The organism is Rickettsia endosymbiont of Oedothorax gibbosus (genome assembly GCF_936269705.1).
Classification (GTDB): Bacteria; Pseudomonadota; Alphaproteobacteria; order Rickettsiales; family Rickettsiaceae; genus Tisiphia.
Window position 1 is genome coordinate 1,061,275 of the sequence record NZ_OW370493.1, and the last position, 13,457, is coordinate 1,074,731.

Genomic DNA, 13,457 nt, shown 5'->3' on the forward strand with positions numbered 1-13,457 from the left:
ATATCCTTGAGTGACCTCTCATTCCCACGGCTTCTAGAGCCTCGACATAATTACGGATTTATTCAGAATACTTATTCATTAACTCTTTAACTTTCGTTCTCTTTATTGTTACTATTCTTTACTCGCAATATTTATCAATTACCAATTTTTATTTAGTTGACATAGTTTCTTCTTTTTTCTCAACTAAACTAATTTGCAACATATTCGCTACCATTGGTGACTACTGCATAAGCAATCCTTGCTAACTTATTTGCTAAACCAACACATATAATATTATATGATTTATTTTCAGCAAATTTCTTCACTGCCCACTGCACGCACTAGTTTATCTTTCGATTCCTTACCACTTTTTGCTCTTATTGCTATTGTCCTTGCGGCTTGAATCAACATAGTTCTGGCATATCTATCTCCCTGTTTGGTAATCCCTCCTAAAACTATCTTATCTCCTGAGCTATGTTGCTTTGGTACCAAACCAAGCGAAGCAGCAAAATCCCTCGGGGTTGGATAACTTTCCATTGGGGCTACACTCAAACAACTAGCATTGATTGCTCCAATGCCAAAAATTGTCTGCAACCTAGTAGCTTTCTCACTTTGCTTATTATTGCTGATAATCAGCTTTTCTAAAGTTTTCTCTTTGTCACATAAATCCTCAATTTCTTTACATTCTAAAAGTAAAATTGACCGTATCCCAGAATTTATATAACCTTTACTATACGCTAACTCTACCTCCAGCCTACATGATTTGCAAAATTTATTTTTACTTAATTTTGTATTATAGCCATATTCACATAAACTTGATATTGTAGAATTAGTTTTTTGCACACGATCTCTGATCGTATTACTTCTAATTTTATGCAAAAATTTTATATCTTGTTCCTCTTTACTTTTTGGCAGCACAGTTTTTAATTCTGGATCACGAGCCGCTTTGCATATTGCTAACGCATCGTTATAATCATTTTTCTGTTTCGATGTCGCATAAACTTTTACATCTTTTGTTTTCATTAGTTTGACTTGCAAACCAAGCTTAGCAATTTCCTGTGACCAATAATTAGCTCCTCCACATGCTTCCATAGCTACCAATGAACTTTTATCGAGATTGCTTAAATAGGCTATTAACTCATCTCTTGTAACTTTTTGATAACCTATTTTTTTGCCATTTTGATCGACTTGCACCAAGTGCATACTATTTTTTGCTAAATCTATTCCTATTATAGTATTTTTTATGCTATTATTTATCATGGTATGGACCTATTAATTAAATTATTATTTAATTTGGAGCAGCTGAAAACTATTTTTCAGCTGACTCCGTACAAGTAAAGCATATTTCGCTTCACTCGTCCATACCATCATTCCCACGTAGGCGGGAATCTGGATACCTGCTTACGCAGGTATGACTCGATAATCAATTTTTTTGCAGATTTGAATAAAATATAGGACAATGGTTGTCATCCCTGCTTCAGTGCGGGATCTAAAAATGCCCTGAGGTATTATAGATTCCGCACCGAAGCGGGAATGATGGTATGGACGAGTGAAGCGAAATATGCTTTACTGGTACGGAGTCAGCTGAAAAATAGTTTTCAGCTGCTCCAAATTAAATAATAATTTAATTAATAGGTCCATACTATGATAAATAATAGCATAAAAAATACTATAATAGGAATAGATTTAGCAAAAAATAGTATGCACTTGGTGCAAGTCGATCAAAATGGCAAAAAAATAGGTTATCAAAAAGTTACAAGAGATGAGTTAATAGCCTATTTAAGCAATCTCGATAAAAGTTTAAGGTGGTCCCCTTTGTCTAGACAAAAATTTAGATAAATAGAGATATAATTCACAAAAATTAAATTGTTGTTTTTATACAATATTTTTTTCAAAATATACACATTCTGGATTTTTATAATCCAAAGCTTGATGTATCCTTTGTCTATTATAAAAGTCCATATATTCGTTAATTGCTGTCTTTGCCTCCTTTACTGTTGTTAGAATAATCCGATAAATTTTTTCCTGTTTTAATGATCGCTAAAAACGTTCAATAAAAATATTATCTAAGGCTCGTCCCTTACCATCCATACTAATCAAAATATTATGTAGCTTTAGCATACTAATAAAATTCTCCGAGGTAAATTGTACTCCTTGATCAGTATTAAATATTTTTGGCATACCATATTTTTCTATAGCGTCTTCAAGGGCTGTTACACAAAATTCACTTTCCAAACTAATGGAGATTCGCCAACTTAGAATATAACGACTATACCAGTCAATAATAGCTACTAAATATACGAATCCTTGGCTCAGTCTTATATACGTTATATCTGCACTCCAAACCTGGTTTGGCAATACTATTTCTAATCCTTTTAGTAAATAAGGATATATTTTATGCGCTTGATTCCTCTTGCTTAAATTTATTTTAGGATAAACAGCTTCAAGACCCATTATCTTGTAGTAACGTCTAACAGCTTTACGACCTACCGAAAAACCTTGGGCTTGTAAATATTTAGCCATCCGCCGCATACCATAATATGAATGCATAGTATAGGTCTCATCAATTATTGCCATAATCTTGATATCTTGTTCACTAATACCAGTAGGTTGATAGTAATAGGTTGACCTGCTAATATCCAATAACTTACACTGTTGTACAATTGTTAACTTATTATGATTAGGCTCTATCATATTACACCTAACCTTTAATTCCAAACAATGCAGATTTTTTTTTGAGCCAGTCACACTCAACGCTTAACTGACCAATTTGCTCATATAGATTCTTGATTAACCCCTGCTGATTTGGATCAGCACTCTGTGTTTTATTCTTAAAACCTTGTACTAACAACTCAAGACCTTGTTTTTTCCAGTTACTTATCTGTGTTGCATGAACACCATACTTACTGGTTATCTGGGCTATTGTTAGCTCTCCCTTAATTGCTTCTATGACAATTTTGGCTTTCTCCTCAGCACTATATTGCCTTACTTGTTTTTTCATCTCTAGCTCTCCTTGTTTGCTAAAGAATTCTATCTCATTTTTCTTATTTTTCTGTCCAAAATATTGGGACCATTATACAAAAAAAAGAGGGCTAAAAAGCCCCCTTTTTTTGTAGAATAAAAATAATGAATCAATAAACTATTTATTAGAGATCAAATCTTATACCAGCCATCAAGTTATGACTTCTAATGGTGGCTTTAGGCGTCTTGTCCTTATCCTTGCTCTTATCATCTTTGTCCTTTTTTATCTCGCCTGTTTCTCCATAATCTCTCCAGCTATAGCTAAGATCTAGGTTCATGTTATCAGCCAAATTAAAAGAAACACCAGCAGTTAGTTGATAAGCAAAGTTATTAGCCATATCATAGGATAAAGTATCTTTTTCTCCTTTTACAATCTTTCCATCATAAGTTGTAGTAGAAGTAATCTTTTGTTGCACTTGAGCCATACCAACACCAGCTCCTGCAAAGATTTTACCAATACCTGCAAACTCATACACATCAACATAACCACTAAGCAATAATGATCTTACATTTTCTTTAGATTGAGATTCTACGGATGTGTCCTTATTGTCGTTTGGATTTTTAAAAGTACGAGAACATTTAAATTCTGGATTGGTTAGGAAGTCAAGGGTCAGTTCTATTCTAACATTATCCATCGCATTATAACCAGCACCAACACCAACAATACCAGAAATAACGGGTTTAGACTTACCAATACTCTTGTCTTTATCATCCTTAAAATTTAGTTCATTCAACCTAACTACTCCACCTTCAGCTTTAAGATAAAACCCACCTGTTGCAGCAAATGATGTAGCAGAAGTCAAAAGAGCTGTACTGGTAGCAGCAATTAACAATAATTTTTTCATATATTTCTCCTTAAAATTAATAAACAAGAATCCCTTATAGGCTCTCAAATAAATACCTGTGAAACATAAATTCTTTTCAAATTTCACTTAGGTCACCTAGCTTTAGGTGTATAGCATAATATTTGTCTTCAGCCAACTTAAAAAACTATTATAACATTGGGCAATAATATTATGGTGATAGTTTGTGGTAATAAGAACACAATATAAAACCCATATAACTTTAGCCTTAATTTTCTGATATTTCTTCTTGCAGAGTATCAGCCTGATTATCCTCTAGTTTAAACTCAAGCAGATTAATTGAACCTATATGTATGCCATTATCAGAAAACTCAATATCAAATTTTACCTTTTCATAATTCGCTACTTCACTATCATCTGTCTTAACCACTTCAGATACAGAAGAATTAGCAACTTTCTCAATTATAGCCTTGATCATTTTTTTAGGTAATAGCAAATTATTAGGTATCAACTTATCGATGATATCATGATGATTAGTTAACTCAAAAGATAATTTACCTTTTGGTAAGTTACTCTCAAAAAATTGTAAGAACCCTATCAAAGCTATTTGGGAATTATCATCACAAGAGAAAACTAATCGGTCAATATTTAAATTTTTGATATAATTGATATCCTTACCTTGATCAGTAGCAATATTTATTAGAGTGGCTAAATCAAGCTGAGCTGTTTTGAAATTCAAAAAATCTTCCTTTGCAGCATATGACAAACGTAATTGTAAAGCTATATCTTCGCCATCCTGAGATTTTGCTTTATTGATTAAGAAAGTCAAGTCACTAATATTAAAAATTTCCTTATCTTCCTGAATAATTGATAATAATTTATTGTTAACTTGCAAAAGCTTCACAATAGATTTTAGATTATCTCCACTAGACAATCTATATATAGGTTTATTAAATTTAACTAGTGCGGCAATATCTTCCTTCGACTGTACACTATATTCAATTAACTTACCACCAAAATGTTCTTGTTGTTTTATTGTTTGTCCTAAAATCAAGTTAGCTTTTTTAAAACTAAAATCGAATAAAAATGTCATTTTTTCAGCAGATATTTCTTTAGAATTAATATGATCAATAAATTTTATTTTTGGCTCGACTAAACTAATCTGCAAGCGGGAAGGGAAACCAGAAACTTTGACTTGGCTATAAGATATCTTAATATTATCTGTCTCTGAATTATTTATAGTACTTACCACATTACTTTTGATAGTATAAGCAATGGCAAACCATATTATGGTGTAAGTTAAACAAATAAAAAGTAAAATTTTACGTATCACTTTATTATACTCAATTATAAATTAATATTACGGGTAGCAGATGGTAAGCGAACCCTTATACCGTCAAGATCTTCAGTAACAATAATCTGACAACCAAGTCTTGAAGTATGAGTAAGACCAAATGCTAAGTCAAGCATATCTTCTTCTGCCTCGGAAGGATTTTTTAATTTGTGATAAAATTCCTCATCTAAAATAACATGGCAAGTGGCACATGCTAGAGAGCCTTCGCATGCACCTTCAAGATCAATATCGTTTTGATGAGCAATTTCCAAAATAGACAATCCTATAGGGGCGTCCACTATTTTCTCTGTCCCATCTTTATCTACAACAAAAATTACTTTAGGCATTAGTTATCATCCATCTTCAATTTACTTTAGTTTATTTCATTAATATGCTTACCTTTAAGTAAGCCTTCCACCGTGCTATTTAATCTTTCGGCAAGAAAATGCTCTGTTATACTCTCAAAATTTTTGCTACATTCTATAATGTAATCACGATCATTTGAGTCTATTGCTTCTTTTAGAGTTTTAATTGCCATATCAATTTTTTCCATTTCATTTTTTGCAAGAAGATTTGGCATCTCCCTAATAGCATTTTCTATATTATAAAGCAAAGATTTTGTGTTAATAATTGTTTCTTGTAACAATTTCTTATTATGATCACTAGCCGCATTTTGATAAGCATTTTCTAAAATCTCGGTAATCTCACTTTCATTCAAACCATAACTTGGTTTTATTTCAATGTTATGCGATATATTACTATTTTTTTCTAGAGCTGACACTGACAAAATGCCATCTGCATCAATAGAAAATGTTACTTCTATCCTAACTCCCCCTGCTTTCATTAGTGGCAATTTTAGTTCAAATTTTGCAAGTGACCGACAATCCTCTACCATTTCTCTCTCCCCTTGTACCACATGTAGCTTCATAGAATTTTGGTTATCCACATAATTGGTAAACTCCTTAGTAACCGATATCGGTATAGGGCTATTACGCAGAATAATTTTTTCAGTAATTCCTCCATTTAGTTCAATACCAAGTGACAAAGGCACTACATCGATTAATAAGGAATTAATATTTGCAGAAGTTAGGTTCTCTGCTTGCAGAGCTGCACCCCATACTACCGCCTTATCTGGGTTAATATCTGAAAAAATAATAGTATTAAATGTTTGCCTTAAACTCTTACTAATTAACGGTATACGAGTTGAACCACCAACCAGGATAATACCTGAAATATCAGGGTTCTTTGCCTGTTCTAGCGTATCTTTAGTAATAGCTATGGTACATTCTACTAATGGTGCTATTAACCTCTCAAAATTTTCTATATCTAACTCCAACATCTTTTCTTCATATATATAGCTAACCCGATTAGCATTTATCCGTAACAAACTGGTGTCATTGCGAGGAGTAGTAGAGTGAAGCAATCCATTTTTTGTTACTTTTACGGATTGCTTCGTTGCTACTAAAGTAGCTCCTCGCAATGACGTTTGTAAATTGGGAGCAATACTAGTCGGATTATCTATAATACTACATTTATTTTGTACACTAAGTGTTTCTTTAACTTTTTTTGCTAATTTTATTAATTCGTTAGATGCTACTAATTTATATTTATCACAAAAATACTTCATCACTAAGTGATCAATATCATCACCGCCTAAAATATTATCTCCGCCAGTGGCAATAACCTGAAGTACGCCGGTTTGCATATTGAGAATTGATACATCAAAAGTTCCTCCCCCTAAATCATATACTAAATAACACCCTCTGCTTTCTTTATTTAAACCATAAGCATAGGCTGCTGCTGTTGGTTCTGCAATTAACCGTAATACCTCAAATCCAGCAATTTTTGCTGCCAGCATTACTTCTCCTCTAGCAGCACCGTTAAAATGTGCCGGTACAGTTATTACCGCTTTTTTGACTTCTGAGTTTAATCTTTCAGTAGCTTGTTGCCTTAAATAGAGAAAGATTTGGGCGGCAATTTCCGGAACAGTCATCAATTTTCCAGCAAATTGCAGCCGTAATATTTCACTATCTAGATCAATATAATCTTTCACTAAAGCAAAAAGTGCCGGGTTATTTTGTATATCGGATAGTTTCTTACCGAAGAGCCTTTTTATAGAGCGAAGATTATCGATTATATCATGATTACCCACAATAAAGCTTTCACCATGGAAGGCTATCACTGATGGGATAAGTTCTAAATCTTGATCATTTGTGATAATTTGTATCACTTGTTGATTTGACAAAGCAATTAATGAGTTTGTTGTACCGAAATCAATGCCAACGGCTATGTTCTTATCATTTTCTTTATGCTGGGAAGAGCCAGCCTCACTAATTTCTATTATTTGCATGACTTGATTTTTAGCTGAATATTATTAATTAAGTTTTTAAGATATTTAAATCTTATAGTACTATCAACGGCATCTTGCATATTTTGATTTTGGAATGCAGTAGTTAGAGATTTAGTAAGTTGTTGCTTTTCAAGAATCTTGTTATTTAGCATAGATTGTAACTTAGTTAATTCTTGAGTAGTTTCAACAAACTCTAATTCATTCCACACAACATTTAATTGTTCCTTTGAAATACCTTGCCTAACCGTTATGTCATCCAAAACTATATTGTTTAACAAGAGAAGATACTCAGCTCGTGCTAAATCGTCTTTAAGCATTGCATAAGCCTTATTTATGTCAATAGAGATAGCTAAATTTTTTTGCTTTTCACTGTTAGAATTAATTCTATCTGGGTGATATTTTAATTGCATAGAAAAATATTGACGATCCAGATTAGACAAGTCAATATCATATTTTTTTTCTATGCCTAATAACTCAAAATAATTGTTCATAATCATTATAGTCAATTGATGAGAAGTTGGTGACGTCGTCGCTCAATGCTCGCCTATTACTTATAGGGGTATAGTCAATTCAGGGGAAGTTGGTGACGTCGTCACTCGTCGCTCGCCTATTACTTATAGGCGTCGCTCCATCTTTCCTAGCACCAAATTCCCCTGAATTGACTATAGTTCCATCGCATAAGCGTTAGTTTAAGAAAACAATAATTGAGAAACCGTCATTGCGAGCTGATGTATCCCCACGAAATTAAGCACGACAAAGCTCCGTCTTTATAATAGATGCCAGGGGTTCTACCAATGGTTTTATGGCATGCAAATAATTAAATTCAATAATAAATTTCCCAAGGGTAAAATACGAATAAATCTTTTTATCTTTTACTGTGTTAGGTTGGAAAATTCTTTGCATACCTTGGCTATAGCCTACCACACCTATAACCCAATATGTTATATAACAATGGCAGATAGTAACATTAAAACTCCCCATCTATTCACATCTAAAGTTCGAATATATCTTCCAGCAAGACCAAATTTATGACTTTTTATCACTCGAAACGTCTCCTCTATTTGCATACGTTTGCTATATAACCTCACTATTTCCGCTCCCTTATATTCATCAGAACTTAAGTTAGTTACCAATATCCAAGGTTCTTTTGCAGCTTTGTTATATGAACCATTTGCTGTTTTACTGCTAGTACGATTCCTGCTAACCTTCTGCACTCGACCCTTAGGGACTTTGCAAGTTGTAACCATTCTGCAGGAATATTTATGAGCTTTGGTTAGCAGAATCGTACCACATTCCATCGTTTTTGAACCAATTGATGGCATGAAATTTTCAACTGATATCCAATCCTCATTCTTAGCTAATTTTAAATCTTTTCCTTGTCGTACCCGACACACCCAACTCCACCCTTGTTTTTCTATTTCCTTAAACCATTCAATATGAAAGCCAGCGTCCATAATCACAATAACCCTTTTTCCATCAGGTATTATACTCTTTAATTTATTTAAAAATTCTACCGTTCTGCCCTTTAATTCACCTTCTTCAAACACATCTTGATACAAAGGTAAACTCATCCCTCTTGTACAAAATTGAGCACTTAGCATTTGTACCATGCGATCATCTTTAAGATAACATAAATCAATCACAACACTGTCATCATTAGAATGCTTGATAAACTCAAATATGAAATATGATAAAGCACTATAGAGATTATCAACCTCGTTATATAAATGTTTGTTACCTATACATCTATCAACTTTTTTTATTTTATGTTTTACTTTACTATCACCACTCAAGTTCCTGCCAATTGCACTCAAAGACAAATTCTGACTATATCGCAAGCCTTCTGCAACATCAAGTAACGCATTTAAACGATTATTATGTATAAAAGGACAATGTTCTTTTATTACTTCATTTAATACTGTTTTTACATCCATAACCTACTATCTCCATCATCATTAAATAATGAAGATATTCTATCAATTCTTGCTATTTTGCAACAATTTCGTGGGGATACATCAGATTGCGAGGAGACCTTAGGTCGACGAAGCAATCCAGAAAAGTGATTAAAAATGGATTACCACGCCACCTACGGTGGCTCGCAATGACGACTTTTCTACTTTATTTTCTAAACTGACGCCTATGCACTCCATCGCTCCTAGCCCTAAATTCTCCTGAATTGACTATATTAGTGGGTTAATAATTGTCAAACCACGTATAGTTCAGGAGAAGTTGGTGACGTCATTATTTACAACGGCTTAGCAATTAAACTATAAAAAATTATATATTAGTTGTAAATGATTATTGGGTTTCTGATTAGGTATTGCAAAAAGTAGCAAATTGTGCCGATTGGCGGAGAGGAGGGGATTCGAACCCCTGACACGTTACCGTGAACACGCTTTCCAAGCGAGCGCCTTAAACCACTCGGCCACCTCTCCATAACTCTATACAAATTCAGCCACAGCTATAAAACTAATAATTTGTTACTTCAGAAAATTGTTAGCATAATATTCACAATATTCTTTAACTGGGCAAACAGGACAATTGGGTACTCGTGCTTTACAGATATACCTACCAAGTAATATCAGCCAGTGATGAGCATATTGTAACCATTTTGCATCAATAATTTCAACTAATTCAAATTCCACTTTTTGAGGGGTGTTACTACTTGCCAGCCCTAATCTTCTAGAAACTCTGAATACATGTGTATCAACTGCTATAGTTGATTTACCAAATAAGCAATTCAATACTACATTAGCAGTTTTTCTGCCAACTCCTGGTAATTTAATTAACTCGTCAAAATTATTTGGCACCTTGCTATCATACTTATCTATCAAAATACGAGAAAGTGCAACAATATTTTTTGCTTTGGTTATAAATAAACCTATTGATCGTATATAATTCTTTAATCCTTCTTCCCCGAGTTCTAATATTTTTTCCGGTGTATTATATTCTTTAAACAAAAATCTTGTTGCTTTATTAACCGAAATATCAGTTGCTTGTGCGGATAATACCACAGCTATTAATAGAGTGAAATTATTAACATATTCTAGTTCTGTTCGGGGATTAGAATTATTCTGGCTTAAAATTTCAAAGATTTTATCAACTATTTGAGCTTGCATAATATAACATTTAAGAGTAAAAAGAAGTCATAATTTTTATCAGGTTTGAGGATGTTAGAGAATAAAAATTTTGATTTTATAACAAATGAAATTGCTAATAACGATGTTGTGTTGTTTATGAAAGGCACTAGTAATTTTCCTCAATGTAATTTTTCTGCTACCGTTGTTTCTATCTTAAAAAAACTTGGCATAGAATTTCGTGATATTAATATTTTGACCAGTCTTAGCTTACGTGAGGATATCAAATCCTTCACTGACTGGCCTACCATACCACAGCTTTATATAAAAGGAGAATTTATAGGTGGCTGTGATATAGTACGTGAAATGTATGAAAATGGTGATCTTGTTACATTATTAAAAGATAAACATATAATATAATCAGCTTTTCATCAATTGACATATTTATTAGTAACAAAAAGCGTATCTGTACTCTGTTTTTATAAGCGAGTACAACGTAATGAACATTGTTCGCACACGAATGCCCCAAAGCAAATTAATTCATGATATTTTCAAAAAAACAATCCTTGAAAGACGTAGGCTGTGAAATTATTACACTTTTAAGCAAACTCATTAAAATATAGTTTGCATTGAAAACTAATTATACCAATTGCAATAATTAACGCAGTGGTGTAAAATGGGTTTTTAACTGATAAAGGTACTCAAATGGCTAGGTTAATATTACCACAAGGTTTTCATGGTCATGATTTTATAAAAATGATGAAACATGAGCCGCATGGTCGAAATCGTATACGTTTATTGGCGATGTATCACCTTCAATTAGGCAAATCTTTAAAAGCCATATCTGAAATAGTGAAGTCACACTGGAAAACTGTGCAATCATGGCTCAGAAGATTTAGGAATCATGGTTTTGAAGGATTATTTGAATCACAAAGAAGCGGCGCCCCTAGGAAGATTAACACTATACAAGAGTCTGCTCTTTTTGATAAAATCAATACGCTCAGTGAAAGTAAAACTGGTGGGTATATAACTGGAAAGGAGCTACATATCATGTTACTTGAGGAATATGGTGCTAAATGCGCTTTAAAAACAGTCTACAATACTATGCACCGCCTTGGTTTTAGCTGGATTACTTCTCGTTCAATGCATCCAAAGTCAAATCAAGAGACTCAAAATACATATAAAAAAACTTCCCAGACATGTTAACAAAATTATTACCAAAAAATATCGATAGATGTAAAGTTGATATATGGTCTCAGGATGAAACTCGAGTTGGGCAACAAGGTAGCTTAACTCGTATATGGGCTAAGCGTGGCACTAGACCCCGTAAAGTTCGGCAACAGCAATTCATTTCAACATATATTTATGGAGCTGCTTGCCATGATACAGGAGAAGCTTTTGCATTAATTTTACCATATGCAAACACACAGGCAATGAATAAATTCTTAGAAGAGCTTTCTCGCAGTATTCAAGGCAACCGACATAGGAAGTGTAATATAGTGAATTATTAAGCAGCATTTAGTACCGCAGTTTTCCATTTGCTAGACCAATCATTACTATGGATTATAGATCTTAATTGCAAAATAGGATTTAACCCCTCTCTAGACCATCTCATGTGTTGCTGCCCTTTACATCTTTGATTGATTAAACTCTCAACAGTTGATTCAGCAAGATTACTAGTAAAGATCAGCCCTTGATCCTTCCTTGTTGAGTAATCCACAATTTTATCTTTATTATTATCAACATATTGGGATAATTTTTTAATCCTATCATGATGCTGTTCTTCTTTTGTCAGTGCTAATATTTCTTTAAATCTTATCATCGCCTTCTCCACATCTCCTCTCCATAAATGCCACTTGATATGCATCAGATCTTCTTTTAGCCTTTTTGGTAACGATATATTCTCAAATTTCATACCCAAATGAAACCAATCTAAAATATAAGTTATTTTAGCACACAAAGGCTCTAGTGCCTTTGCTATATTCCAGCAATTTGCCGCCCCATCACATAGTGCGGTAATATGTGTTTTTGGGCTTAAGCCTTGTTTCAATGCTGCAATAATAGTAGAACTTATAATTTGTTTTTGACGATCATCCTTAATTGACGCTGCACAATTCTTACTTATAATATAATTCCTGGTATCTTGACTATTTGATTTTATAGATTCTGGTTTGTAAACTACAGCCACCATAGCCTCCATACTACGTTGATCCTCTGTTGTCTTTATATGTCCTCCATCTACATTTAATATTAGTTCAACAGCATCTTCAGTAATGAGCATTTCCTTCTCATCAGCATTGATATCTTCAATAGCATTGCCAACTGATTCTGTAACTTGTTTAATACGATTATGATTATTAATTTGCCGATCTTTACCAGAAAATAATTCAAATAATTTCTCTCCTTCTCTAAAACTATGTGTAGCACCTAGTGTAGCTTGTATTTTTTTTAAATCACCAGAAATTACTCCCTGCAATAACGTGCGGACGGTAGAGTGCGTTTCATATCCGCAATTATGGCATTTAAATCTCTGTATTACAATGTTATGATCAGTGAAAACATCGTGAAAAGTAGATTTATTTACACCAGTCTTATGCATTTTAATTTTACACTTAGGGCAAGTAACTTTTGTTAGTTTATGGATTAATTGAATCTTTTCCTGCAAAACTATATCCTGTACTCCTTGAATTAAAGCAATTTGATTATCCAAACCTATGGAAAAATCTAGACAATTACTTGGTTCGTTAAGCTCGCCATTAAGTACTTCTACTCTTGAAATTGTTGTAGTGGGTTGCTTATGATCATACGATTCATATATTATTCTATATCTTCTTGTTGTCATCCTATTACTCATAGTTGCTAATAATGACATTATTGTATCGCCTTTTTATAAC

The 13,457-nt window shown here is 33.2% G+C and carries 17 protein-coding genes, 1 tRNA gene and 2 pseudogenes; 4 read left to right on the plus strand and 16 right to left on the minus strand.

From position 1 onward, the window contains the following. Nucleotides 1-188: 188 nt before the first annotated feature. On the minus strand, nucleotides 189-317 hold the full coding sequence (locus NBW66_RS14490; RefSeq protein WP_284346674.1) for a hypothetical protein: 129 nt from the start codon (nucleotides 315-317) through the stop codon (nucleotides 189-191). Further along, nucleotides 289-1,239, minus strand: a complete 951-nt coding sequence (locus tag NBW66_RS05845) for an IS110 family RNA-guided transposase (protein WP_250310642.1) — start codon at nucleotides 1,237-1,239, stop codon at nucleotides 289-291. The genes NBW66_RS14490 and NBW66_RS05845 overlap by 29 nt, the downstream gene beginning before the upstream one ends. Before the next feature lie 384 nt (nucleotides 1,240-1,623). Between NBW66_RS05845 and NBW66_RS05850 the strand changes: the two genes are divergently transcribed. Further along, on the plus strand, nucleotides 1,624-1,818 hold the full coding sequence (locus NBW66_RS05850) for a hypothetical protein (protein WP_250312004.1): 195 nt from the start codon (nucleotides 1,624-1,626) through the stop codon (nucleotides 1,816-1,818). A 36-nt stretch (nucleotides 1,819-1,854) separates the two neighbouring features. On the opposite strand, the pseudogene NBW66_RS14970 reads toward NBW66_RS05850, so the two are convergent. From NBW66_RS14970 to nth, 13 genes and pseudogenes are all read right to left on the minus strand, one after another. Beyond that, nucleotides 1,855-2,004 (minus strand): annotated as a pseudogene (locus tag NBW66_RS14970) (IS3 family transposase); the annotation flags it as partial. Between the two features lie 15 nt (nucleotides 2,005-2,019). Further along, nucleotides 2,020-2,673, minus strand: a complete 654-nt coding sequence (locus NBW66_RS05855; RefSeq protein WP_250312005.1) for an IS3 family transposase — start codon at nucleotides 2,671-2,673, stop codon at nucleotides 2,020-2,022. 7 nt (nucleotides 2,674-2,680) lie between these two features. Next, complete coding sequence (locus NBW66_RS05860) at nucleotides 2,681-2,980, minus strand: transposase (protein WP_094649795.1); 300 nt, start codon at nucleotides 2,978-2,980, stop codon at nucleotides 2,681-2,683. Nucleotides 2,981-3,125: 145 nt separating this feature from the next. Continuing rightward, complete coding sequence (locus tag NBW66_RS05865; RefSeq protein WP_250312006.1) at nucleotides 3,126-3,845, minus strand: outer membrane protein; 720 nt, start codon at nucleotides 3,843-3,845, stop codon at nucleotides 3,126-3,128. 226 nt (nucleotides 3,846-4,071) lie between these two features. Then, the gene (locus NBW66_RS05870; protein WP_250312007.1) at nucleotides 4,072-5,136 is read right to left on the minus strand and encodes a hypothetical protein; all 1,065 of its coding nucleotides are present in this window, start codon (nucleotides 5,134-5,136) and stop codon (nucleotides 4,072-4,074) included. 14 nt (nucleotides 5,137-5,150) lie between these two features. Beyond that, nucleotides 5,151-5,483 carry a ferredoxin family 2Fe-2S iron-sulfur cluster binding protein gene (locus tag NBW66_RS05875; RefSeq protein ID WP_250312008.1) on the minus strand — a complete coding sequence of 111 codons (333 nt, stop codon included), beginning with the start codon at nucleotides 5,481-5,483 and terminating at the stop codon, nucleotides 5,151-5,153. Nucleotides 5,484-5,509: 26 nt separating this feature from the next. Beyond that, complete coding sequence (locus NBW66_RS14975; RefSeq protein WP_250312273.1) at nucleotides 5,510-6,475, minus strand: Hsp70 family protein; 966 nt, start codon at nucleotides 6,473-6,475, stop codon at nucleotides 5,510-5,512. A 174-nt stretch (nucleotides 6,476-6,649) separates the two neighbouring features. Then, nucleotides 6,650-7,486 (minus strand): annotated as a pseudogene (locus NBW66_RS14980) (Hsp70 family protein); the annotation flags it as partial. After that, nucleotides 7,477-7,977, minus strand: a complete 501-nt coding sequence (hscB, locus tag NBW66_RS05890; RefSeq protein ID WP_250312009.1) for a Fe-S protein assembly co-chaperone HscB — start codon at nucleotides 7,975-7,977, stop codon at nucleotides 7,477-7,479. The gene hscB and the pseudogene NBW66_RS14980, both read right to left, overlap by 10 nt. A gap of 253 nt (nucleotides 7,978-8,230) precedes the next feature. Next, the gene (locus NBW66_RS05895) at nucleotides 8,231-8,410 is read right to left on the minus strand and encodes a hypothetical protein (protein ID WP_250311069.1); all 180 of its coding nucleotides are present in this window, start codon (nucleotides 8,408-8,410) and stop codon (nucleotides 8,231-8,233) included. Nucleotides 8,411-8,427: 17 nt separating this feature from the next. Next, entirely contained in the window at nucleotides 8,428-9,420 is a 993-nt protein-coding gene (locus NBW66_RS05900; protein ID WP_250312010.1) for an IS4 family transposase, read from the minus strand. A gap of 413 nt (nucleotides 9,421-9,833) precedes the next feature. Then, a tRNA-Ser gene (locus NBW66_RS05905) sits at nucleotides 9,834-9,921 on the minus strand. Nucleotides 9,922-9,966: 45 nt separating this feature from the next. Further along, the gene (gene nth, locus NBW66_RS05910) at nucleotides 9,967-10,605 is read right to left on the minus strand and encodes an endonuclease III (RefSeq protein ID WP_250312011.1); all 639 of its coding nucleotides are present in this window, start codon (nucleotides 10,603-10,605) and stop codon (nucleotides 9,967-9,969) included. A 51-nt stretch (nucleotides 10,606-10,656) separates the two neighbouring features. On the opposite strand from nth, the gene grxD reads away from it, so the two are divergent. From grxD to NBW66_RS05925, 3 genes are all read left to right on the plus strand, one after another. Continuing rightward, nucleotides 10,657-10,983: a Grx4 family monothiol glutaredoxin gene (grxD, locus tag NBW66_RS05915; protein ID WP_250312012.1), complete on the plus strand. Its 327-nt coding sequence runs from the start codon at nucleotides 10,657-10,659 to the stop codon at nucleotides 10,981-10,983. 285 nt (nucleotides 10,984-11,268) lie between these two features. Next, nucleotides 11,269-11,769 carry a helix-turn-helix domain-containing protein gene (locus tag NBW66_RS05920; protein ID WP_250310542.1) on the plus strand — a complete coding sequence of 167 codons (501 nt, stop codon included), beginning with the start codon at nucleotides 11,269-11,271 and terminating at the stop codon, nucleotides 11,767-11,769. Further along, the gene (locus NBW66_RS05925) at nucleotides 11,763-12,074 is read left to right on the plus strand and encodes a transposase (protein ID WP_250312013.1); all 312 of its coding nucleotides are present in this window, start codon (nucleotides 11,763-11,765) and stop codon (nucleotides 12,072-12,074) included. The genes NBW66_RS05920 and NBW66_RS05925 overlap by 7 nt, the downstream gene beginning before the upstream one ends. Here the strand turns inward: NBW66_RS05925 and NBW66_RS05930 are convergent. Next, nucleotides 12,071-13,435 carry a UPF0236 family transposase-like protein gene (locus tag NBW66_RS05930; RefSeq protein WP_250311117.1) on the minus strand — a complete coding sequence of 455 codons (1,365 nt, stop codon included), beginning with the start codon at nucleotides 13,433-13,435 and terminating at the stop codon, nucleotides 12,071-12,073. The genes NBW66_RS05925 and NBW66_RS05930 overlap by 4 nt on opposite strands. Nucleotides 13,436-13,457: the final 22 nt, after the last annotated feature.